The organism is Xanthobacter sp. DMC47 (assembly GCF_056313845.1).
Genome location: NZ_JBQUZM010000004.1, coordinates 660,532 through 683,105, shown reverse-complemented (window position 1 = coordinate 683,105; position 22,574 = coordinate 660,532). Strand labels below are relative to the sequence as shown.

The 22,574-nt window shown below is 69.1% G+C and carries 22 protein-coding genes; 9 read left to right on the top strand and 13 right to left on the bottom strand.

What is annotated here, in order from left to right; translation table 11 throughout:
* Window positions 1-350: 350 nt before the first annotated feature.
* The 7 genes from pal to ubiG all read left to right on the top strand — a co-directional run bounded on the left by pal (window position 351) and on the right by ubiG (window position 8,870).
* Window positions 351-842, top strand: coding sequence for a peptidoglycan-associated lipoprotein Pal (pal, locus tag ACT54R_RS14930; RefSeq protein ID WP_024279727.1), 492 nt, complete (start codon window positions 351-353; stop codon window positions 840-842).
* Window positions 843-1,040: 198 nt separating this feature from the next.
* Window positions 1,041-1,994, top strand: a complete 954-nt coding sequence (gene ybgF / locus ACT54R_RS14925) for a tol-pal system protein YbgF (RefSeq protein ID WP_476327530.1) — start codon at window positions 1,041-1,043, stop codon at window positions 1,992-1,994.
* 50 nt (window positions 1,995-2,044) lie between these two features.
* Complete coding sequence (tilS, locus tag ACT54R_RS14920; protein WP_476327528.1) at window positions 2,045-3,151, top strand: tRNA lysidine(34) synthetase TilS; 1,107 nt, start codon at window positions 2,045-2,047, stop codon at window positions 3,149-3,151.
* 113 nt (window positions 3,152-3,264) lie between these two features.
* Window positions 3,265-5,187, top strand: coding sequence for an ATP-dependent zinc metalloprotease FtsH (gene ftsH, locus ACT54R_RS14915; protein ID WP_168456378.1), 1,923 nt, complete (start codon window positions 3,265-3,267; stop codon window positions 5,185-5,187).
* A gap of 154 nt (window positions 5,188-5,341) precedes the next feature.
* On the top strand, window positions 5,342-6,880 hold the full coding sequence (gene murJ, locus ACT54R_RS14910; RefSeq protein WP_476327526.1) for a murein biosynthesis integral membrane protein MurJ: 1,539 nt from the start codon (window positions 5,342-5,344) through the stop codon (window positions 6,878-6,880).
* A 130-nt stretch (window positions 6,881-7,010) separates the two neighbouring features.
* Window positions 7,011-8,045 carry a tryptophan--tRNA ligase gene (gene trpS, locus ACT54R_RS14905; protein ID WP_476327524.1) on the top strand — a complete coding sequence of 345 codons (1,035 nt, stop codon included), beginning with the start codon at window positions 7,011-7,013 and terminating at the stop codon, window positions 8,043-8,045.
* 81 nt (window positions 8,046-8,126) lie between these two features.
* Window positions 8,127-8,870, top strand: a complete 744-nt coding sequence (gene ubiG, locus ACT54R_RS14900) for a bifunctional 2-polyprenyl-6-hydroxyphenol methylase/3-demethylubiquinol 3-O-methyltransferase UbiG (RefSeq protein WP_476327522.1) — start codon at window positions 8,127-8,129, stop codon at window positions 8,868-8,870.
* A 3-nt stretch (window positions 8,871-8,873) separates the two neighbouring features.
* On the opposite strand, the gene ACT54R_RS14895 is transcribed toward ubiG, so the two are convergent.
* From ACT54R_RS14895 to ACT54R_RS14875, 5 genes are all read right to left on the bottom strand, one after another.
* Window positions 8,874-9,365: a DUF1178 family protein gene (locus ACT54R_RS14895; protein ID WP_476327520.1), complete on the bottom strand. Its 492-nt coding sequence runs from the start codon at window positions 9,363-9,365 to the stop codon at window positions 8,874-8,876.
* Complete coding sequence (locus ACT54R_RS14890) at window positions 9,362-10,279, bottom strand: carbon-nitrogen hydrolase family protein (protein WP_476327518.1); 918 nt, start codon at window positions 10,277-10,279, stop codon at window positions 9,362-9,364. The genes ACT54R_RS14895 and ACT54R_RS14890 overlap by 4 nt, the downstream gene beginning before the upstream one ends.
* A gap of 146 nt (window positions 10,280-10,425) precedes the next feature.
* Window positions 10,426-10,680: a glutaredoxin 3 gene (grxC, locus tag ACT54R_RS14885; RefSeq protein WP_168456384.1), complete on the bottom strand. Its 255-nt coding sequence runs from the start codon at window positions 10,678-10,680 to the stop codon at window positions 10,426-10,428.
* A 64-nt stretch (window positions 10,681-10,744) separates the two neighbouring features.
* The gene (locus ACT54R_RS14880; protein ID WP_476327516.1) at window positions 10,745-11,536 is read right to left on the bottom strand and encodes a ComF family protein; all 792 of its coding nucleotides are present in this window, start codon (window positions 11,534-11,536) and stop codon (window positions 10,745-10,747) included.
* A gap of 53 nt (window positions 11,537-11,589) precedes the next feature.
* Window positions 11,590-14,139, bottom strand: a complete 2,550-nt coding sequence (locus ACT54R_RS14875) for a heavy metal translocating P-type ATPase (protein ID WP_476327514.1) — start codon at window positions 14,137-14,139, stop codon at window positions 11,590-11,592.
* 141 nt (window positions 14,140-14,280) lie between these two features.
* Between ACT54R_RS14875 and ACT54R_RS14870 the strand changes: the two genes are divergently transcribed.
* Complete coding sequence (locus tag ACT54R_RS14870; protein ID WP_024279715.1) at window positions 14,281-14,556, top strand: metal-sensitive transcriptional regulator; 276 nt, start codon at window positions 14,281-14,283, stop codon at window positions 14,554-14,556.
* A 9-nt stretch (window positions 14,557-14,565) separates the two neighbouring features.
* On the opposite strand, the gene rsmD is transcribed toward ACT54R_RS14870, so the two are convergent.
* A complete protein-coding gene (rsmD, locus tag ACT54R_RS14865; RefSeq protein WP_476327512.1) occupies window positions 14,566-15,117 on the bottom strand; it encodes a 16S rRNA (guanine(966)-N(2))-methyltransferase RsmD in 552 nt (183 codons plus the stop codon).
* A 16-nt stretch (window positions 15,118-15,133) separates the two neighbouring features.
* Complete coding sequence (locus tag ACT54R_RS14860; RefSeq protein ID WP_476327510.1) at window positions 15,134-17,107, bottom strand: pseudouridine synthase; 1,974 nt, start codon at window positions 17,105-17,107, stop codon at window positions 15,134-15,136.
* Between the two features lie 79 nt (window positions 17,108-17,186).
* Here ACT54R_RS14860 and ACT54R_RS14855 point away from each other — a divergent pair, with 79 nt between their 5' ends.
* Entirely contained in the window at window positions 17,187-17,630 is a 444-nt protein-coding gene (locus ACT54R_RS14855) for a nucleoside deaminase (RefSeq protein ID WP_476327508.1), read from the top strand.
* A 5-nt stretch (window positions 17,631-17,635) separates the two neighbouring features.
* Here the strand turns inward: ACT54R_RS14855 and ACT54R_RS14850 are convergent, their stop codons facing one another.
* The 6 genes from ACT54R_RS14850 to ACT54R_RS14825 form a co-directional block, all read right to left on the bottom strand.
* On the bottom strand, window positions 17,636-18,547 hold the full coding sequence (locus tag ACT54R_RS14850) for an alpha/beta fold hydrolase (RefSeq protein WP_476327506.1): 912 nt from the start codon (window positions 18,545-18,547) through the stop codon (window positions 17,636-17,638).
* Window positions 18,548-18,636: 89 nt separating this feature from the next.
* Window positions 18,637-18,924, bottom strand: coding sequence for an HdeA/HdeB family chaperone (locus ACT54R_RS14845; protein WP_476327504.1), 288 nt, complete (start codon window positions 18,922-18,924; stop codon window positions 18,637-18,639).
* A gap of 123 nt (window positions 18,925-19,047) precedes the next feature.
* A complete protein-coding gene (gene mepA, locus ACT54R_RS14840; RefSeq protein ID WP_476327502.1) occupies window positions 19,048-19,929 on the bottom strand; it encodes a penicillin-insensitive murein endopeptidase in 882 nt (293 codons plus the stop codon).
* Window positions 19,929-20,969, bottom strand: a complete 1,041-nt coding sequence (locus ACT54R_RS14835) for a L,D-transpeptidase (protein ID WP_476327500.1) — start codon at window positions 20,967-20,969, stop codon at window positions 19,929-19,931. The genes mepA and ACT54R_RS14835 overlap by 1 nt, the downstream gene beginning before the upstream one ends.
* Window positions 20,970-21,027: 58 nt before the next feature.
* On the bottom strand, window positions 21,028-21,741 hold the full coding sequence (sfsA, locus tag ACT54R_RS14830) for a DNA/RNA nuclease SfsA (protein ID WP_476327498.1): 714 nt from the start codon (window positions 21,739-21,741) through the stop codon (window positions 21,028-21,030).
* Window positions 21,741-22,199: a PaaI family thioesterase gene (locus ACT54R_RS14825; RefSeq protein WP_476327496.1), complete on the bottom strand. Its 459-nt coding sequence runs from the start codon at window positions 22,197-22,199 to the stop codon at window positions 21,741-21,743. The genes sfsA and ACT54R_RS14825 overlap by 1 nt, the downstream gene beginning before the upstream one ends.
* Between the last annotated feature and the right edge of the window lie 375 nt (window positions 22,200-22,574).

Here is a 22,574-nt window from a genome sequence, read left to right as displayed (position 1 = left end):
CGCGCCGCCGCCCTGCCGCTGCCTTCACCCCTGCACCTCCGCGCCATGATGACGCCACGTCGCGGCATCAGTGAAGGACACACCGGACACCGGCTGAACGGCCTCGTCCGGACCTTCTGGAACGGGTTTGAACTGCTTGCTGCGCTTCATCGAGGCCTGCAGGACCGAGCGGTGCCGACGCGACCCGGAGGGCGATGATAACGGCCCGGAAACCATGGCGAGCGGGAGTTGCCCGCATCCTCCGGTTTTCGGACCTCCGGGCGGCCCTCCGGCCGCGTGCGGAACGTTCGCTTAACCGGACGGCTTTAGACCCGAAGCCTCCGGTGCAGCGTTGAGAAGGGAGTTACCGGATGCGTTTCCTCAGCCTTGCTCGCGGCTTCCGGTTCGCGGCTCTGTTTGGCTTCGCGCTGGCTCTTGCCGCGTGCGCCAACAATCCCAACCAGAATGCCGGCGTCGGCGGCGCGGGTGGCCCTCCCGGTTCCCCTCAGGAGTTCGTGGTCGCCGTGGGCGATCGCGTGTTCTTTGAGAGCGACCAGACCGATCTCACCCCGCAGGCCCGCGCCACCCTGGACCGTCAGGCCCAGTGGCTCCAGCAGTACAACCGCTACACCTTCACCATCGAAGGCCATGCGGACGAACGCGGAACCCGCGAATACAACATCGCGCTCGGGGCCAAGCGCGCTCAGAGCGTGCGTGACTACCTCGCCTCCCGCGGCATCGACCCGGCCCGCATGCGGACCATCTCCTACGGCAAGGAGCGGCCGGTGGCGGTGTGCAACGACATCTCGTGCTGGTCGCAGAACCGCCGCGCGGTGACGGTGCTCAACGGCGGCGGCGCCTGAGTCTGTTTCCAGACGTCATGAAGGCCGGTGCCCACGGGTGCCGGCCTTCGTGCGTCCAGCTCCCGCAAAACCTCGGTCGGCCCACGGCAAGTCGTTGCCGGGTCACACTTTGGACGCGATCAGTGGGGTAAAGTCCAACTGGTCGAACCGGCAGTCTTTCGGCCGTGTTCCCCGCCACCAGCCCCAAGCAAAAGTCACATGAAGATGCGCCTGCGCCCGGTCGGTGTTCTCGTCGCCTCTGCCGTTCTCTTCGGCCTTGCCTTCGGTGCGGCCCTGAGCACGGCGTCCCCTGCGGCCGCGCAGAACGACGGCAATCTCTTCGGCAACCTCTTCAAGCCGCCCCAGCCCGCGCAGGAGGCCCCGCGCGAGGACCCCGAGCTGATGGGGCGGATGGAACGGCTGGAATCGACCCTGCGTCAGCTCACCGGTCAGGTGGAGCAGCTCCAATACCGTAACCAGCAGCTCGAGGCGCAGGTGCGCCGGCTGGAAGAGGCCGGCGGCGGTCGCTCCTCAGCGGCACCGGTTGCCGCCCCTGCGGCTGCTCCGGTTCAGGCGCCGGCGGTGCTGCCCTCCGGCCGCCCGGCGGCCTCCCCCGCAGCGCCCGTCCGCCGTTCCGATGCGTTCGATCCCAACATGGACCCCGCCGCACCGGGTGCGCCCCAGCCGCTGGGTTCTGCCGGGAGCGCCGCGCCTCCGGCGCGCACAGCGGATGCAGGCCCCGTTCGCCCGGCCGCCGGTCAGCAAGTCGCGGCGCTGCCATCCGCTGGCGCTACGGTGCGCGAGCTCTATGATTCCGGACAGGCGCAGCTTCAGCGCCAGGACTACGCGGGGGCGGAGCAGACTTTCCGCCAGATCATCCAGTCCTCGCCGAATGACCGCCTGATCGCCGACGCGACTTTCATGCTCGGCGAGAGCCTGTTCCTGCGGCAGAACTATTCCGACGCCGCCGCTTCCTTCCTGGAAGTCTCCACCAAGTACCAGAACTCTGCGCGCGCCCCCGAGGCTCTGCTGCGGCTCGGCCAGTCCCTCGCGGGGCTCGGCGAGAAGGAGACCGCTTGCGCCACCTTCCAGGAGGTGGACCGCAAATATCCCCGCACCGCCTCCTCCGTCCGTCAGGCCGTGGAACGCGAGCAGAAGCGGGTCGGCTGCTGAGGCCAATGGCATCGGATCCCGCAGACCACCCGCGCGGGTCATCCGGATCGATGGATCCAGAAGCCGGCGCGGCCGCGCGCCTCTCTCCCGAATCCGGCACGGTTTCCGACAACGAGCTCGACGCTCTCTTTTCCAGCCTTGCCAGCCACTCCGCCGTCCTCCTCGCCGTTTCCGGCGGTCCCGATTCCACGGCTCTCCTCCATCTCGCCGCCCGCTGGTGCGCCCGGCGCCCGGGTGGTCCGCGACTCTTTGCGGCGACGGTCGATCATGGCTTGAGGCCCGCGGCAGCCGACGAGGCCGCCCAGGTCGCGCGCTTGGCTGCCGGATCGAAGGTGCCCCATCGGACGCTTCGCTGGCAGGGGGAAAAACCTGATCGTGGCCTCCAGGAAGCGGCCCGCGACGCACGCTATGCGCTGCTCGCCGCCGAGGCGCACCGGATCGGCGCGTCCGCGCTCGTCCTTGCGCATACACGCGACGATCAGGCCGAGACGGTTCTGTTCCGGATGGCGCGAGGGTCCGGCCTGACCGGCCTTTCCGGTATGAGTGCCAGAGCGGACCGCGGTGACCTAGCACTGCTAAGACCCTTCCTCGACCTGCCAAAGGCGCGCCTCGTGGCGTCTCTGGACAGCGCGGGCATTTCCTATGCGAGCGACCCATCGAACCTCGACGCGCGCTTTGCCCGTCCGCGCCTGAGGGCGCTGGCTCCGGCGTTGGAGCGCGAAGGCCTCGATGCGCGCCGTCTTACCCGTCTCGCCAGGCGCCTCGCCCGTGCGGACCTGGCGCTTGAGGTGGGGACCGACCGGGCGGAGGCGGAGCTTGTTACCGTCGGGAGCGCGGGCTCCACGATCGATGGCGCTCGGTTCGCGGCTCTGCCGGAGGAGATCGCCCTGAGGCTGCTGGGCCGCTGCGTCGCGGCGCAGGGCAGGGAAGGGCCAGTGGAGCTGGCCAAGCTCGAGCTTTTGCTGGAGGCGCTTCTGGCCGCGCTGGCGCTGCCGCCTGCTCCATTTCGCCGCACCCTGGCAGGTGCGAGTGTGGCCGTCCGAAGGGGAAAGGTGCTCGTATCGACCGCACCACCCCGGCGCTCCGCCGAAGGGATCGCGACGAATTCAAGTGCGGAGAAGGCGGCTGTCCTTGGCAAGACGGGGCCTCGCTCCTAAATTAGGCGCTGGACGGTGCGGGAGGTTCCAGCGGCGGCGGTGCGTGCGGAGGTATCCCTTCCGTATGGTGAGGCGTCGAGACGGGACCGCCCTTCTGTCCCCACGAGGGTTCAATGAACGCCAATTTACGCAATTTCGCCCTTTGGGTGATCATCGTCCTGTTGCTGCTGGCGCTGTTCTCGCTGTTCAACAGCCCGGGCCAGCGCACCAATGCGAACGAAATCTCCTTCTCGCAGCTCCTCAACGACGTGGATGCCGGCAAGGTGCGCGAGGTCGTGATCGAGGGGCCGAACATCACCGGCACCTATTCCGACCGCTCCGGCTCCTTCCAGACCTACGCGCCGAACGACCCCTCGCTCGTGCAGCGCCTTTATGGCAAGGGCGTGCAGATCACCGCGCGTGCGCCGTCGGACAATGTCCCGTGGTTCGTGAGTCTGCTGCTCTCGTGGCTGCCCTTCTTGGCGCTGATCGGCGTGTGGATCTTCCTGTCGCGCCAGATGCAGGGTGCCGGCGGCAAGGCCATGGGCTTCGGCAAGAGCCGCGCCAAGCTCCTCACCGAGGCGCACGGTCGCGTGACCTTCGACGACGTGGCCGGCATCGACGAGGCCAAGAGCGACCTCACCGAGATCGTGGAATTCCTGCGTGACCCGCAGAAGTTCCAGCGCCTCGGCGGTCGCATCCCGCGCGGCGTGCTGCTCGTCGGCCCGCCCGGTACCGGCAAGACGCTGCTCGCCCGCGCCATTGCGGGTGAGGCCAACGTGCCGTTCTTCACCATCTCTGGCTCGGACTTCGTGGAAATGTTCGTGGGCGTCGGCGCCAGCCGCGTGCGCGACATGTTCGAGCAGGCGAAGAAGAATGCGCCGTGCATCATCTTCATCGACGAGATCGACGCGGTGGGTCGCCACCGTGGTGCCGGCCTCGGCGGCGGCAACGACGAGCGCGAGCAGACTCTCAACCAGCTGCTGGTCGAGATGGACGGCTTCGAGGCGAACGAGGGCATCATCCTCATCGCCGCGACCAACCGTCCGGACGTGCTCGACCCGGCGCTGCTGCGTCCCGGCCGTTTCGACCGTCAGGTCATCGTGCCGAACCCGGACGTGGTCGGCCGCGAGCAGATCCTGAAGGTGCATGCCCGCAAGATTCCCGTTGCGCCCGACGTGAACCTCAAGACTATCGCCCGCGGCACCCCCGGCTTCTCGGGCGCGGACCTCGCCAACCTCTGCAACGAGGCGGCGCTGATGGCGGCCCGGCGCAACAAGCGCATGGTCACCATGTCCGAGTTCGAGGACGCCAAGGACAAGGTGATGATGGGCGCCGAGCGTCGCTCCCTCGTGATGACCGAGGAAGAGAAGATGCTCACGGCCTATCACGAGGGTGGCCATGCCATCGTCGCGCTCAACGTGCCGGCGACCGACCCGGTCCACAAGGCCACCATCATTCCGCGCGGCCGCGCGCTCGGCATGGTCATGCAGCTTCCGGAGCGCGACAAGCTCTCCATGAGCTATGAGCAGATGACCTCGCGCCTCGCCATCATGATGGGCGGACGCGTGGCCGAGGAACTCGTGTTCGGCCACGACAAGGTGACGTCCGGCGCCGCCTCCGACATCGAGCAGGCGACCCGCCTCGCGAAGATGATGGTGACGCGCTGGGGCTTCTCCGACCTGCTCGGCCAGGTGGCCTATGGCGAGAACAACGAGGACGTGTTCCTCGGCATGTCCATGCAGCGCCATCAGAACGTGTCCGAAGCCACCGCCCAGACCATCGACAAGGAGGTCCGGCGGCTGGTGGATGAGGGCTATTCCGAGGCGAAGCGCATTCTCTCCGAGAAGTACGATGACCTCGAGACGCTGGCCCGCGGCCTTCTCGAATACGAGACCCTCTCGGGCGACGAGATCGTCGACCTCCTCGACGGCAAGACGCCGAACCGGGAGAGCGTGATCGAACCGTCCAACCCGCGCGGGTCGGCCATCCCCACCACCAAGCGCCCTCGTCCCGGCGGCGCCGGCGGCTCCATAGAGCCTCAGCCCCAGGCTTGAGGTCTGTAGGACAGGAAAACGCCCGCGCAAGCGGGCGTTTTTCGTTTGTGTCGGGCCCCCTCCTTTCCTGTGCGCTCCCCAGGCAAGACTCGGAGGGCGGGTTATGCGCAGAATCCATCGACACAACCGGCGGCGCGAGTCATAGGCAGGGCTCATGTCCCTCCTCGCCCGCACTTCCATTGTTTCGGCGGCAACCCTCGCGTCCCGCGTGCTGGGCTTTGCGCGGGATGCGGCCACGGCCGCCGTGCTCGGCGTCGGGCCGGTGGCTGACGCGCTGGCCGCGGCCATGGCGCTCCCGTTGCTGGCGCGCCGGCTGCTGGCGGAAGGCGCCTTCAATCTCGCCTTCATTCCGGCGCTCGCCCGAACACGCGAAGCCGCGGGAGCCGACGATGCGGCGGCCGGCCGCCTCGCGGGCGCGACCCTGGTGCTGCTCTGCGGCCTCCTTCTGGTCTTCGCGGCCGTCGTCGCGCTCTTTATGCCGCAGGTGATCGGTCTGATGGCGCCAGGCTTCGAGGCGGGCGGGCACCGGGCGGACGTCGCAATCCTCTGCGGTCGGGTGGTGGTTCTCTATCTCCCGCTTGCGGGGCTCGCGGCGATCTACGGCGGGATCGCCAATGAAGCCCATCGCGTCCTGCTGCCGGCCTTGGCTCCCGCAGCAGCCAATGTCACGGTGCTCGCGGTCATCGGCGTGCTGCTCGCCAAGGGGCTGATGGAAAGCGACACGGCCGCCTTTGCTATCGCAGCAGCGCAGGTGGGCGCAGGCGCCGCCCAATTCGCCATCATGCGGCGGGCGGCCAGGGCTTGCCCGGCGCTGCCACTGTTCCGTGTGCTGAGGCCTCACGATCTCCGGGCGGCGCTTGGGGTGCTGCGGGCGGCCTCGCCCGCGCTGCTCTTTGCCGGGCTGAGCCAGCTCCGCTTCATCATCGTGGTGGCAGCCGTGTCCGCCAGCCCCGGAGCGGTGGCGGCACTGAACTACGCGCAGCGGCTAATGGACCTTCCCCTTGGTCTCGTCGGCGCCAGCGCCGGTGCCGTCCTCGTGCCGGCGCTGCTCCGGAGGGGGAAGGACGAGGCCGCGGACGATGCCGGCCGGGCGGTGCTGGCGGCGCTTGCCTTCGCCCTGCCAGCGGCTGTCGGGCTTGCCGTTCTTGCCGAGCCCATCGTCGTCACGCTGTTCCAGCGCGGCAGCTTCGATAGCGAAGACGCACGGCTCACCGCGGCCCTGTTGGCCGTGCTCTCGCTCTCGCTGCCGGCGCAGGGGCTGGAGCGCATTCTCTCCGCCGCCGCCTCCACGTCCGGACAGATAAAGGCGGCGGAGAGAATCGCGCTCGGCTCACTGCTCATCTGCGTTGTCGCTGCCGCCGGGCTCGGAACCATCAGCGGTCCCTTGGCCGCGGCGGGGGGCGTGGTGCTGTCCTCCGCCGCGTCCATCCTGGGCTTGGGGGGCGTCCTCATTGTCCGCGGCGCTCTGCGGTTCTCGCTCCCCGTGCTGCTCTCGTCAGCGGGCCTCGCGGCGGCGAGCCTCGCCATGGGTTTCGCTGTGGACCTGTTTGCCGCAGCGTGGCCCGCGCCGATGGGGACGCTTTCCGGCATCGCGCGGCTGATCGCCCTGGTTCTCAGCGGCGGACTTGTCTACGGCGCCGGGGCGCTCGCCGTGAAGGCGGCTGTCTCGAAGGCCTGGACGGAGCGCGTCTGAGCCGGGGGCAGCGTTGCGGGCCGCGCCCTTGCGCCCTGCCGCCCCAGGTGGCATGACGCGCCGCATTCACTTTCGCGGGCCGTTGCCCGTATTCAGGTTGAGCGGCGCGCCGCTCTTTGGGGAGTTCGCCATGGCGGCGGTCGCAGAACGCGTATTTTCCGGCGTGCAGCCCACGGGCAACCTGCATCTCGGCAATTATCTCGGCGCCATCAAGCGCTTCGTGGAGCTGCAGAAGAGCCACGAGTGCATCTATTGCGTGGTCGACCTCCACGCCATCACCGTCTGGCAGAACCCGGAAGAGCTGAAGCGTCACACCCGCGAGGTGACGGCCGCCTTCATCGCCTGCGGCATCGACCCCAAGGCCCACATCGTGTTCAACCAGAGCCAGGTGTCCGGCCATGCCGAACTCGCCTGGGTGTTCAACTGCGTCGCCCGCATGGGCTGGCTGAACCGCATGACGCAGTTCAAGGAGAAGGCCGGCAAGGACCGCGAGAACGCATCCGTGGGCCTGTTCGCCTATCCGACCCTGATGGCCGCCGACATCCTGCTCTATCGCGCCACCCATGTGCCGGTGGGCGACGACCAGAAGCAGCATCTGGAGCTGACCCGCGATATCGCCCAGAAGTTCAACACGGACTTCGCGCCCTCCATCGCCGCCAACGGCCATGGCGAAGGTTATTTCCCCATCACCGAACCGCTCATCGCCGGGCCGGCGACGCGCGTGATGAGCCTGCGCGACGGCTCCAAGAAGATGTCGAAGTCGGAGCCATCCGACTTCTCCCGCATCAACCTCACCGATGATGCTGACGCCATCGCCGGCAAGGTGCGCAGGGCGAAGACGGATCCGGAGCCGCTGCCCTCAGAGGAAGAGGGGTTGAAGGGGCGGCCGGAGGCGGACAACCTCGTCGGGATCTTCGCCGCCCTGTCAGACACCGCCAAGGCACAGGTGCTGGCGGACTACGGCAACGCCCAGTTCTCGGTCTTCAAGGCCGCGCTGGTGGACCTCGCCGTGGCAAAGCTCGGCCCTATCGGCACCGAGATGCAGCGCCTGATGGCCGATCAAGCCGCCATCGACGCGATTCTTGTCGACGGCGCCGACCGCGCGCGGGTGATCGCCGATCAGACCATCCGCGACGTGAAGGACATCGTCGGCATGGTGCGCTGAGTTGAGCCCCGGCGCGGCCTTGCCCGCGTCGGGTGCGGCGCCTAAGTGTGGGGCATGTCGCCCGACGCACAGGAGGCCGTGATGCCGCAGATGAACGCCACGGTCGATCCGGAAGAGGTTGCGCGCTTCGATGCGCTCGGTGCCCAGTGGTGGGACGTGAAGGGCAAGATGGCGCCGCTGCACGCCATGAACCCGGCACGCCTCGCCTTCCTGCGTGACACGCTGGTGCGCCACTTCTCCCGGGACGCCCGGTCGCTTCGACCGCTGAAGGGCCTGTCCCTCGTCGACATCGGCTGTGGCGGAGGCCTGCTCAGCGAGCCCCTCGCCCGCATGGGCGCCGATGTGACCGGCATTGATCCGGCCCCCGGCAACGTGGACATCGCCCGCGCCCACGCCGCGCTATCGGGCCTTGCCGTGACCTATGAGGCCGAGACTGCGGAGACGCTGGCCGAGCGCGGCGCCCGGTTCGACGTGGTGGTGGCGCTGGAAGTGGTGGAGCATGTGGCCGATGCTGGCCTGTTCGTGCGCACCGCCGGCCGTCTGGTGGCGGAGGGCGGCGTGCTGGTGCTCTCCACGTTGAACCGCACGTCCAAGAGCTTTGCCCTCGCCATCGTGGGCGCCGAGTACATTCTGCGATGGCTGCCGCCCGGCACCCATCGTTGGGAGAAGTTCGTGACGCCGGAGGAGCTTGAGGCGACGCTCGCTGCAGCCGGCTTCGCCGCGCGGGAAAAGGTGGGCCTCGCGTACGAGCCCTTCTCCGGCGATTTCCGTCTGACGGAGGATCTCTCGGTGAATTATTTCATGGTCGCCGCGCGCGAGGCCTGAGCCTCAATTCCGGTCTTCCGGCAGCACGGGCAGGGGGAACACCTCCACCTCATCCTCGTGCAGGGCCTTCACCTCTTCCGCCGTCGCTTCGCCGCGAATGGGGCGGTGCTCGATTTCGCCATCGTGCATCTTGCGGGCGAGATCGGCGAAATTGTCTCCCACGTCATCCGAGTTCGCGACGATGTGGTCCCGCAACTGGCGCATGAGCGTGCGCAATTCGCTGTCGGGCCGCGCCATCATGGCCAGGGGCGTCGCCTCCGCGGGAGGGACTTCGGCGGCCGGAGCGCTCGTGGCTTCCGCGGCCGGCTCCTTCGCTGAGGCCCCCTTGTCGGTACGCGCGACGGAAGGGGCCATTACGGCTTTCTCAACCTTCGCCGAGTTGCAGGTCGGGCAGGTGACGAGGCCACGCGCGTGCTGGGTGTCGTAGCTGGCCGACGAAGGGAACCAGCTTTCGAACTCGTGGCCATCGTCGCACTTGAGGGTGTAGCGGATCATGAGGAGGCACGTACCACGTGAAGGTGGCCGATCTGTCCCGGCTCGGCGACCTCGAACCGGCGGCCGTTGGCAAGGGAAGGAATGCGGGCGCGCGCCGCGGCGACTTCCGCCATGTCGATCTCGGCGAGGATCACGCCCGGGTCGGTACCGCCCTCGGCGATGACGCGGCCCCAGGGGTCGACAACCAGCGAATGGCCGTAGGTGTCGCGGCCGTTTTCGTGCCGGCCGCCCTGGGCGGCGGCGAGAATGTAGGCGCCATTCTCGATGGCGCGGGCACGCAGCAGCACGTGCCAGTGGGCTTCCCCGGTGGGTCGGGTGAACGCGGAGGGCACGGTGAGCACCTTGGCGCCGCCCTCGGCGAGGGCCCGGTAGAGTGCGGGAAAGCGCAGATCGTAGCAGATGGTCATGCCGAGGCGGATGCCGTCCACGTCGGTCAGAACCGCCCGCTCCCCCGGCCGATAGGCGTTGGACTCGCGATAGCTCTCGCCATTGCCGAGGTCCACGTCGAACATGTGGATCTTGTCGTAGCGGCCGGTGATTTCGCCATCCGCATCGATGACGAAGCCGCGGTTCACGGCCTTGGCATCGGAGACCTTCAGGGCGAGGGAGCCGATATGCAGCGTGATGCCCAGTTCGCGCGTCAGCTGGCGAAGAGCGGCAAGAGTCGCGTCACTGCCCTCTTCCTGCAGCTTCTCGAACAGGACCTTGCGGTCCAGCTCCATGATGTTCGTGACTTCGGGCGTCTGGACATAGCGGGCGCCATCCCGCGCAGCCTCGCGGATGAGGGCGGCGGCGGCATCGAGGTTCGCTGCCGGTTCACGGCCACTGCGCAACTGGATCAGGCCGACGCGGAGGGTATTGCCGGCCCGCACGGCGGGAGCGGGCTTGGCCGGGGTCGGTTCCGAGGTGGTCATGGGGCTTGATCTCTCGCTGCCGCCGGAGCCGGGAACGCCGCATCGCGCCCGGCGCGGCGCGATTTCAGACAGATAGGCCCTTCCTGACCGGAATGCACGGGGGCCGCCGCTTGCGCGCCCCCGCGCCAAGTGGGCCGTACCCAGGGTCAGGCCGCCAGGGCGTCCAACCGTCCGGCTTCCTCCAGAGCATACAGGTCGTCGCAGCCGCCCACATGGGTCTCGCCGATGAATATCTGCGGGACGGACGTGCGCCCGCCAGCCCGGCGGATCATCTCTTGCTGGCCTTCGGCGTCGGTGGTCACGTCGATCTCGGTGAAGGTCAAGCCTTTGCGCCGCAGCAATTCCTTGGCGGAATGGCAGTAGGGGCACCAGCTCTTGGTATAGATTTCGATGGGCTTCATGATGTCACGACTGGTGGGACGGCGCAGGGGGCGTGCCGTCACGAAAGCGTCGCATCATAAGGGGTCAGCCGAATTCGACAACCCGCGCAAACGTGAGGGCGTCAATGCCCGTGGCGCCTGCGCGCCGGAGCACCTGCGCGCAGGCATCAAGCGTCGCGCCGGTGGTATAGACGTCGTCAACCAGCAGCACGCGCCGCCCCTCGATCCGATGCGCTGCAGCATGCGGCACCGCAAAAGCCCCGGCGACATTTGCGCGGCGTGCGTTGCGCCCCAGCGCGGTCTGCGAGGGGGTCCGGCGCTGCCGCACCAGCGCGCCCGCATCGACCGGCAGCGCCGTGGCAGCCGCCACATGCCGGGCGAGCAGCGCCGCCTGATTGAACTTGCGCCGCCAGAGCCTGAAGGGATGGAGCGGCACCGGCACGATGATCTCGGCCGTGGCCGTGAGGTCTGTACCGGCCTGCAGCATCAGCCGGGCCAAGGGCGCGGCGAGGTCGAGGCGGTCGGCATATTTCAGCTTGTGGACGAGGCCGCGGGCTACGTCGTCGAAGGTCACGGCCGCGCGGGCGCGATCATAGGCCGGAGGGTCGGCGAGAGCTTCGGCCGAGATCCAGCCATCTCCGAACACGCGGTCTGGATCATGGCTGAACGGCGCGCCGGTCCGCTCGCAATAGGGCCGGCTGATGAAGGAGAGCTGGCCCCAGCAGGGCCCGCACAATCCCCCCGCCGCGCCCGTGATGCTTCCGCAGGCGATGCAGGTGGGCGGCAGAGCGAGGCCGAGCAGTGCGGACCCGACGCCGCGCGCGACGGCGCCCGCCCGGCCGATCCGCTCCGAAATGCCTGCCGCCGAAAGGTCCATGCATGCCCCCGGATCGATCTTCCGTCCGGGGGCCATGCCTGTAAAGCCGCGCCTCAGCGCGGCGTGAAGGTCCGCAGCAGCAGGGCGTTGGCGATGACGCTGACGGACGAGAGGGCCATGGCCGCCGCCGCCACCATGGGCGACAGGAGCAGGCCAAGGCTGGGATAGAGCACGCCGGCCGCAATCGGCACGCCGGCCGCATTGTAAAGGAACGCGAACAGCAGGTTGCGCCGGATGTTGGCCATGGTCGCGCGGGACAAAGCCCTGGCATGGGCGATACCGGCGAGATCGCCTTTCAGCAGGGTGATGCCGGCACTTTCCATGGCGATATCCGTGCCCGTGCCCATGGCGATGCCCACGTCCGCCACGGCGAGGGCCGGGGCATCGTTCACGCCGTCGCCGGCCATGGCCACGACGTGCCCTTCCTTGCGCAGGCGCTCGACCACCTCGGCCTTGCGCGCCGGCAGCACTTCCGCCTCCACCTCGATGATGCCGAGGCGCTTGGCGACAGCCAGCGCCGTGGTGCGGTTGTCGCCGGTGAGCATGACCACGCGCACGCCGTCCTGCTGGAGGCGCTTCAGCGCGGCTTCGGTCGTATCCTTGACCGGATCGGCGATGGCAACGAGGCCGGCGGCCTTGCCGTCGATGGCGACGAACACCGCCGTTGCCCCCTCGCGGCGGAAGCTCTCGGCGATCGCGGTCTGATGGTCGGTATGAACCCCGATTTCACTCATGAAGGCGGCGTGGCCGACGGCGATCGCGTGGCCCTCCACCTGTCCGACGATGCCCTTGCCCGCCGGGCTCTCGACAGCGGACGGCTCGGAGGTGACAAGCTCACGCGCCGCCGCCTCGTGGACGATGGCGGTGCCGAGCGGGTGTTCGCTTGCCCGCTCCAGGGCGGCCGCGAGGCGCAGGACTTCATCCTCGCGGCGGCCGTTGAAGGCGCGCACGGCGATCACCTTGGGCTTGCCGACGGTGAGGGTGCCGGTCTTGTCCACCACCACCACGTCCACCTTCTCCATGCGCTCCAGAGCCTCGGCGTTGCGGACCAGCACGCCGAGCTGGGCGCCGCGGCCGACGCCCACCATCACCGACATGGGGGTGGCGAGGCCGAGGGCGCAGGGGCAGGCGATGATGAGCACGCTCACCGCTGCCATCAGCGCGAAGGTGAGCCGGGGCTCAGGGCTAACGGCCATCCACACCGCGAAGGCGACGACGGCGGCGCCGAACACCAGCGGCACGAACCAGCCGGAAACCTGATCCGCCAGCCGCTGGATCGGTGCGCGGGAACGCTGCGCCTGCGCCACCATCTGCACGATCTGGGAGAGCAGGGTGTCGCGCCCGACCTTCTCCGCCTCCATGGTGAAGACGCCGGAAGCGTTGACCGTGCCGCCGATGACCTTCTCGCCCGGCTCGCGGGAGACGGGCAGCGACTCGCCGGTGACGAGGCTTTCGTCCACCACGGCGCGACCGTCCGCCACCGTGCCGTCCACCGGCACCTTCTCTCCGGGGCGCACGCGCAGGACGTCGCCGGGGGCGACGAGGCCGAGGTCGATGGTTTCATCGGTGCCATCGGGCCGGATGCGCAGGGCGGTCTTGGGGGCGAGAGAGAGCAGGGCCTTGATGGCGCTGGAGGTCTGATCGCGGGCACGCAGCTCGAGCACCTGCCCGAGCGCGACCAGCACGGTGATGACTGCCGCCGCCTCGAAATAGACCGGCACGCCGCCGCCATGGGCGTGGAAGTCATGCGGGAACAGCCCGGGCGCGAACGTGCCCACCAGCGAATAGAGATAGGCCACCCCCGTGCCCATGGCGATGAGGGTGAACATGTTGAGATGCCGCGTCTTCAGCGACAGCCAGCCGCGCTGAAGGAAGGGCCAGCCCACCCACAGCACGACAGGTGTCGCTAGGGCGAACTGCACATAGTTCGAGATCTGCTGGGGCAACGGCGACCAGCCGAAGAGATGGCCACCCATCTCCAGCACGAACACCGGGAGGGTGAGTGCGAGGCCGATCCAGAAGCGGCGGGTCATGTCCACCAGCTCGTGGTTCGGCCCCTCGTCGAGGGTGACGACCTCCGGCTCCAGCGCCATGCCGCAGATGGGGCAGATGCCGGGGCCCATCTGCCGGATCTCCGGGTCCATGGGGCAGGTGTAGATGGTGCCCGCCGGCACTTCGACGGGCGGTGGCGGAGCGCTGCCGCCCACGTAGCGCACGGGATCAGCCTTGAACTTGGTCTCGCAGGAGGAGGAACAGAAGAAATAGGGCTTCTTCTCGTGCCGGGCGGAGTATTTGGCCGTGCCGGGCGACACCATCATGCCGCACACCGGGTCCTTCACCGGCGCGAGATACGTCTGGGGCGCCGCCTCGAACTTGGTCTTGCAGCCGTTGCCGCAGAAGAAATAGGTACGCCCCCCATGCTCCGTCGTGGGCTTGCCGGCGGCCGGGTCGGTCTTCACGTCCATGCCGCAGACCGGATCCTTCACCGTCTCGGCCAGCGCCGGCTTGGCGGCACCCGACAGGTCGAGCGGGGGCGGGGCCTTGCCACCGCAGCAATCGCCGCCGTGCGAGGAATGGTCGTGTGATGAGTGGTCGTGTGCCATGGCGGCTCCGCAAATCCGTTTGCCAGCGTTAGGCCGCATATGGGCAGGTGGCCTTGCGCTGGCTCATGTTCAAGGCGGCAATAAACCCCCTGGGGGTATCGTCTCTTGTCCAATATACCCGTAGGGGGTATATGGCAAGGCATGCGCAGCCCGACCAAAGAGCAAGTCCAGAAGCGCCTGAGCCGGATCGAGGGCCAGGTGCGCGGCCTCTCCCGCATGGTGGAGGAGGATCGCTACTGCATCGACATCATCACCCAGCTCTCGGCGGTCCGCGCCGCCTTGCGGCGCGTGGAGGAGGAGGTGCTGAAGGATCATGTGGGGCATTGCGTCGAGCATGCGATCCGCTCGGGCGACGCCGAGGATCAGCGCCGCAAGGTGGCGGAACTGATGGAGGTCATCGTCCGCAGCGAGCGGTGAGGGAAGGGCTCAGGCCCGTTCCAGGAAGATCAGTTCGCTCTCGTCATAGGCGCGCCGCTCGATCTCGTAGAAGCCTTCCGGCGTCACGAACAGGCCGGTGCGCTCCTCGATGATGAGCAGAGCATCGGCGGCGAGCCAGCCGCCCTCCACCGCCGCCGTGATGGCCTGCTCCGCGAGGCCCTTTCCATACGGGGGATCGCAGAAGACGAGGCCATAGGGCTCGCCCGGCCCCATGGGACCGGGGCGGGTAGCATCGCGGCGGAACACCTTGGTGACGCCGGTGAGGCCCAGCGTCTCCACATTGTCGCGGATCAGCCCGCGCGCCTCCGCCGCCTCTTCCACGAACAGCGCGAAGCGCGCTCCACGGGACAGCGCCTCTATGCCCAGCGCGCCGGTGCCGGCGAACAGGTCCAGCACGCGCGCGCCCTCACACGGGTCGCCGTAGGCGTGCGCAAGCACGTTGAACAGGCTTTCACGCAGCCGGTCGGAGGTCGGCCGCGTGAGGCTGGAGGACGGGCCTTTTAGCGCCCGTCCCTTGAGTCGGCCCCCCACGATGCGCATAAGTCACATGCCCGCGTCAGCGTTTGCCGCGCGGACCGCCCGGCTTGCCGGCGCCGGAGCGTCCCGCGCCGGGCTTGCCCCCCGGCTTTCCGCCAGAAGGCCGGCCACCGGGCTTGCCGCCACCCCTCGCGCCGAAGCCGCCCGGCTTTCCGCCCGGCCGGCCGGCGGGCTTGCCACCCCCGGGACGATCCTCGAATGAACGGGTGCGGCCGGCTGGCTTATCGCCATAGCTGCTCTCACGCGGCGGCCGGTCGCCGAAGTCACCGCGACCCTCCGGGCGCGGCCGGGCGCGCGCCGGGCGCTCGCCCTCCGTACGGTCACCACCGAAGCTGCGGCTGCGTGCAGGCTTGTCGCCATAGTCACCGCCACGTCCTTCCGGCCGGGTCCGGGCGCGGGCGGGGCGTTCGCCCTCGGGCCGGTCGCCGCTAAAGCTGCGGGAACGGGCGGGCTTGTCGCCGAAATCGCCACCGCGCCCTTCCGGCCGGGGCCGCGAACGGGCGGGGCGTTCGCCTTCCGCCCGTTCGCCGCCGAAGCTGCGGCTGCGAGACGGCCGATCCCCGAAATCGCCGCCGCGCCCTTCCGGACGCGAGCGGAACGGGCGGTCGCCTTGCGGGCGCTCGCCCTCGCGGCGGGGGCCGGAGCGTTTGAAGCCGCCGTCGTCCTCGTAGCGGCGCGGACGCTCGTCGCCGCCGCCGGAGCGGGTGGGACGGCGACGGAAATCTTCCTTCTCCTCGCGCGGGCCGCGCCCACGGGGGGTGTCATCGCGGAAGGAGGGGCGCCCCTCGCGGCGCGGACGCTCGGCCGCGCCCTCGTCCCGGCTGCGGCGGAAGGGACGCCCTTCGCCCTCACCAGCGGCGGGACGGGCTCGGCGCGGCGCCTCGTCCTTCGGGGCGCGTACACGCTCGACCTTCACGGAGCGGCCCTTGCGGTCGGCGACGGTGCCGACCCGCTCGGTGCCGTGCTCCTCGCTGGCGCGACGGCGCACGCGCGGGGCGGCGGGGCGGATGACGTCCTCCACCGGTGCGTCGAACTCCTCACGCTCGCGGCTGGCGCGGCGGGCCGGCGTCTTCAGCCCCCCGGTCTTGTCGGCCGCAGCCTGCTTGCGTCCCGCGGGACGGTAGGCCGGGCGCACCGGGACTTCCTCGATCTCCCGCTCCACCAGCGGTCCGGCAAAATCGGCACCGGCGGCGGCGGCGAGGTCGGCACCGATCTGGTCGCGCAGCACGCGGGTGCGCACTTCCTCGATGCTGCCCTCGGGAATCTCGCCCAGCTGGAAGGGGCCGTAGGACACGCGGATCAGCCGGTTAACGGCAAGGCCCAGCGCGCCCAGCACGTTGCGGATCTCGCGGTTCTTGCCTTCGCGCAGGGACACGGTGATCCAGGCATTGGCGCCCTGCACCCGGTCGAGCTCGGCCTCGATGGGGCCGTACTCCACACCGTCCACGGTGATGCCCTTGAGGAGCGTGTCGAGCTTCGCTTGGTCGATCTCGCCATTGGCGCGCACGCGGTAGCGGCGCAGCCAGCCGGTCTCCGGCAGCTCCAGCACGCGGGCCAGGCCGCCGTCGTTGGTGAGAAGAAGCAGGCCTTCGGAATTGAGGTCGAGCCGGCCCACGCTGACGAGGCGCGGCAGGCCCTTGGGGAGGATTTCGAACAGTGTCGTGCGGCCTTCCGGGTCGCGGTTGGTGGTCACGACGCCCTTGGGCTTGTGGTAAAGGAAGAGGCGGGTGCGCTCGCGCTCGGGCAGCGGCTCCCCGTCGATGGTGATGGCGTCGGCGGGCGTGACGGTGACGGCGGGGCTGGTGAGCACCTCGCCGTTGACGGCCACGCGGCCGGCCTCGATCCAGTCCTCGATCTCGCGGCGCGAGCCGAGGCCGGCGCGGGCGACGACCTTGGCGACGCGCTCTGCCTCCTTCTGGGGGGCGGCGGGAAGTTCGCGCTTCTGGCGCGGAACGCGGTTCTTGTCCTTGCGGGGCGGTGATGTGCGCGGCATGAGGGGGAGTTAGCACAGCGCAGGCTGCGCGGCGAGCGCGGCGATGAGTCGGGTGAGATCGGGGGCGGCTAAAGGCACCATGTCCGGAACCTTCATGCAGATGGCGCTCAACGAGGCGCGCGCGGCGGCCGAGCGGGGCGAGGTTCCGGTGGGCGCGGTTCTCGTGCGCGGCTCGGAGGTTATCGCCCGAAATGGCAACCGCACGCGAGAGCTGAACGACCCGACCGCCCATGCGGAGATGCTGGTGGTTCGCGCGGCGGGCGCGCAGCTCAAATCCGAGAGGCTGATGAACTGCGATCTCTACGTGACGCTGGAACCCTGTGCCATGTGCGCGGCGGCGCTCTCCTTCGCGCGCATCCGCCGGCTCTATTTCGGCGCGCCGGACCCCAAGGGCGGTGCCGTGGAGCACGGCCCGCGCTTCTTCTCCCAGCCAACCTGCCACCACACGCCTGAGGTCTATGGCGGCATCGCCGAGCGGCAGGCGGCTGAGGTTCTGCGGGCCTTCTTCCAGGAACGCCGGTAGCCGGTCTACGGCCGTCCCTGGGCCAAAAACGGCATCGCTACATCAAGCGTCGCCTTCGGCGCCTCTTCCGCCAGGAAATGGCCGGCCTCGATCGCCTGGCCTTCCACCTGGGGCGCGAGCGCCTTCCAAGCCTCCAGTGGGCTCGCGCCCCGGCTCGGAATGCCAGCTGCGCCCCATAACGCGAGCGTCGGGCAGGAGAGGGTGCGCGCGGCGGCAATGTCCGCCTCATCGTGGGCGAGATCGATGGTGGCGCCGGCTCGATAGTCCTCGCACATGGCGTGGAGGCGATCCGGGGACGAAATGGCTGCGCGATAGGCGGACATGGCGCGCGGATCGAAGGCCGAAAGGTCCTTGTGCGCCGTCCAGCTCGCCATGGTCCAATCGAGGAACCATGCGGGGTTCCCGCCCACCAGCTTCTCGGGCAGGGGCTTGGGCTGGGCCAGCATCGCCCAGTGATAGACCTGCAGTGCGCGGGCCCGGTCCATTTTGTGCCACATGACATAGGTGGGTACGATGTCCAGCAGGACCAGCCGGTCCAGCCTGCCGGGATGGTCCAGCCCCAGCCGGTAGGCAGCTCGCGCGCCCCGGTCGTGCCCCATGACGGAAAAATGGGCGAAGCCGAGGCTTTCCATCACCTCCACCATGGCGGCGGCCATGGCGCGCTTGGAATAGGGGAAATGATCGGTCCCTCCCTCCGGCGCCGCGCTCCAGCCGTAGCCGGGGAGGTCCGGAATAACGAGGGTATGCTGCTCGGCGAGCTTCGGCGCCATGCGGTGCCACATCACGTGGCTCTCGGGGAAGCCGTGGAGCAGCAGCAGGGGGGTGCCCGTTCCTCCCTGCCGAAGGAAGATGCGGCCGGCCTTCGTGTCCACGTAGTGCGAGGCAAATCCCGGAAAAAGATCAGACAGATCGGACACGCGAACCTCCCTTTTGCCGCCCGGTGGGCCGGAGCGGCCGCAATAGCGGGCAACTCTTCAAGACGGGACTGGAGCGGCGGGTTCCGCGCTCAGTCGAATACCTCGTCCGCCGCTGTAATGAGGCCGAGGCTTGGCGACTTGGCGCAGAAGGCGGCGAGCTTTTCGGCATTCTTCACGAACTTGTCCGTGTCGATCACCGGCGGGGCGTCGTCGTCCTTGTAGTAGGCATCCAGCCACGTGAGGATGATGGTGATCGTATCCTTGTCCGCCTGCAGGAACTGCTGGCAGGTCATGGTGGAGAGGTCCCATTTCTCGGCCGCCGCGGGGCTCAGGGCCGCGAACAGAACGATTGCACCGACACCCAGACGTTTCAGCATCGCGCCCTCCCATGGTGCTGCGGCCCTTCGGCCTGCGCTGGCATGATGCGCCGGGGAGCGCAGCGGCACCAGCCGGAGGCCGGCATCCCGGCCCCGCACGTTCTCGCGAGCCCGAATGATCCTTCAGCGCGCGTCGAGCACGACGGCGCAGGCATCCGGGAGATCGGCGAGGGTGAGGGGCGGCTTGGGCTTGGAGGGCTCCTTCTCCGGCTTGGGGTGCAGAACTGCATCGGAGAACCACCAGTCCAGCTCCGATCCGCACCCCTCGCCGGTGGGCGGGGCTTCCTGCGGCCGGCACTCGGGGCTGGAGGCGGGGCAGGTGAGGCGGATGTGCATGTGGTAGTCGTGCCCCCAGTAGGGCCGGACCTTGGCGAGGAAGGAGCGGTCTCCCGTCGCCTCCCGGCACAGCGCTTTCTTGATGGCGGCATTGACGAAAATGCGCTCCACCCGCGGCTCGACAGCGGCGGCGCGGATGACTTTCCAGGTGTCCGGCCGCCAGTTGGCGGGGTCGATGTCCTTGCGGTCGGCGCGCACCATCATGGAGGCGGAGAGCTTCTCGCGCTCCTCGCGGGTGAGCTCCCGGCCGGGGCTGGGAGTGAGCCAGATGTCGGCGTCGAGGCCGATCTGGTGGGAGGCGTGGCCCGTGAGCATGGGGCCGCCGCGCGGCTGAGCCATGTCGCCGACGAGAATGCCTTGCCAGCCAGAGACTTGCGGCACCTTCGCCGAGAAGCGCTCGAGGAAGGCGACGAGATCCGGGTGGCCCCAGTTTCGATTGCGGGACAGGCGCATGACCTGCCAGTTCGGACCGTTGACCGGCAAGGCTTCGCCGCCGGCGAGGCAGCCCTTGGAATAGAATCCGATGCTGCGCGCGGCCATGGGGGCTGGCTGGGTGGCGCGGCCGAACAGTTCCTTGGCGGGAACCGCAGCCGCGGGCTTGGCTGCCGGCTGGGCGTGGGCGGCCGTGCCGACGAGGGCGAGCATCGCCGCGGCGGCGAGCCGGCGCATCAGCTCGTAACCTTCTGTGCGAGAACGACAAATCCGCCGTCGCTTCGGGTGCCCGGATGGGCGGGGAGGTCGGTGAGGAACAGGGTGGTCCCGGGCGTCACCAGCGCCGCCACCTGCTTGTTGATGGAAGGAGCGACGCTGATCCGGGCCAATGCATCCTGCGCCTGACCCGGGGCGACGCCGCGGCCCTCGTAGGAAACGGCGCTCCAGCGGGGGGCGCTCCCGTCCTTGCTCATGAGCACATAGACGAGGTTTCCCAAGGGGTTCTGCGGATCGCGGATGCTCACCGGACCCTGCACCGCGGTCTGCGCGCCCTTCAGCACGGTGATGGTGCTGTCGGCCCGGCTGACCACCATGGAGACCGGCTCCGGGGTGGCCGTCGCATCCTGCGGGGCGCCCTGCCCGGTGGCGGAGGTGGCGAGCTGCTGCTCCAGACCCTCGCTCATGATAAGTCCCGGATGCAAAACATCTTCTGGCGCTGAATGCCGGTCGGCGATGATGACCGGGGTGCCCAGGTGGGTGATGCCGAAGACCAGTTTGGAGAATTCCAGCGGCAGGTGGACGCAGCCGTGGGAGGAGGGGTATCCAGGGAGGCCACCCGCATGCAGCGCCACGCCGGACCACGTCAGGCGCTCCGTGTAAGGCATTGAAGCGTCGTTATAAAGCGAGGAGTGGTGGTCCACGTCCTTGCCCAGGATTGTGAATACCCCGGTAGGGGTCTCATGCCCGTCCTTGCCGGTGGAGACCGTGGATGCCCCTATCCGGACACCGTTGCGATAGACGAAGCACAATTGGTCCGTCAGATTCACCACGATGGCGACGAAGCCGTCCGGCGCGCGCTCCGGATACCACACGTAAGTACCTGGTTTCAGGGCTTTAATCTCGGCGAGGTCGGGGTCGTCTGCGGCGATGGCCGGCAGCAGGGCGTCGGCCATCATCGCCCCGGCGAAGGTGGCGGCGAGCTTCAGGGTTCCGCGGCGGGAGAGGCTGAACGGGACGACCATCGGCGATTCACCCCAGGTTTCCGAATCGGGTTTCACCACGTTTTCACCCGGGGTTCGGTGCCTGTCCAATGGTGTCAGCTCCCGAACCGGCCTCTCACCCCAGCATGGGCACCTCGCGCGCCACCTCAATACCTCCGGGCGTGATCCGGCAGGCGAGGCCGATGGCCTCCACCCCGGCCGCCCGCGCTCGGTCGAAGGCGCGCCCATAGAAGGGGTCGAGATCACGGGCGAGGGCGATCGAATCCGCCGAGCCGATCTGGCTGATGTAGACCATCACCGCCCGCCGCCCGGCCGCGACCTCGCCGGCCAGCTCCTCCAGATGCTTCGCGCCGCGGGCGGTCACGCAGTCGGGGAACTCGGCCTTGCCGGGCGCGCGCATGAGGTGGACGTTCTTGACCTCCACGAGGCAGTCGGGGCGGGCGTCGTCCTCCAGCTTGATGTCGACGCGGCTGGCCTTGCCGTATTTCACCTCCCGCCGCATGCGGGCATAGCCGGAGAGGGGCGGCACCTGCCCGGCGGCGATGGCCTCGGCCACCAGAAGGTTGGGATGCATGGTGTTCACCCCCACCCATTCCGGCCCGGCGCCGAAATCCGCCTCCACCAGTTCCCAGCTCAGGGCCAGCTTGCGCGCGGGATTGAGGGAGCGGGAAAGCAGCACGCGGCTGCCGGGGGCATCGAGCCCCAGCATGGCGCCGGAATTGGCCACATGCGCGGTGGTCTCGGTGCCGTCGTCCAGCACCACGTCGGCGAGGAAGCGCTTGTAGCGCCGGACCAGCCGGCCCGGGAGCAGGGGAGACGCGAACAGCATCAGGCGCGTGCGTCGGCGCGGCCGGCGAGGCACATGAGGGTCTGGGTGGCGGTGGCGCAATGGGTGCGGATGCCGCCCGTCTCGGCATAGACCTCGATCTTCGCCACGGTCAGGGTGCGCCCCGCCCGCGTCACCTCGCCCACGGCGACCAGCCGCTCGCCCTTGCCGGGGGCCATGATGTTGATCTTGTACTCCACCGTCAGCACGGTCGACTCCGGCGGAAACAGGCTGAAGGCGGCATAGCCGCCGGCGGTGTCGGCGATGGCGCCGATGGAGCCGCCGTGGAAATAGCCGTGCTGCTGGGTCACCTTCTCCGCATGGGGCAGCACGATCTCCACCCGTCCCGGCGCCACCGCGCCGAGGGTGGCGCCGATGAGGGTCATGAAGGGCTGGCGAGCGAAGCTGTCGCGCACCTTGGTCTCAAACGCGGGATCGCGGGGGGTGAAGGGCTCGGTCACGGGCGCCGTCGTGCTGCGGAGGGAAGAGCGACCATAGCGGGGCGGGGCCGGCGCTGGAAGCGGCGGAGGGGGGCGATGGTGGGGTGATGGCGGGCAACCCATTCCGCCGTCGTCCTCCGGTTCAACCGGAGGACCCATGGCGCTGTTTGTCTCGGTCTCTGCACGCGGGCGCTGGTGGAGGGGTGGGCCCTCCGGTCAGGCCGGAGGGCGACGGCGGTTGGGGTGGAGGCGGCGGGGCGGCGGGGCTGATGGCGGCAGGACAGTAAGTGCCCGGGGCGCGATGGCGGGTGGGGCGGCGGCCCGTGATGGGGCGGGCTTTCCCCACGTTGACAGCGGCCGGGCCGGCGCCTCTTCTGCGCGGGGGGCTGCGGAATA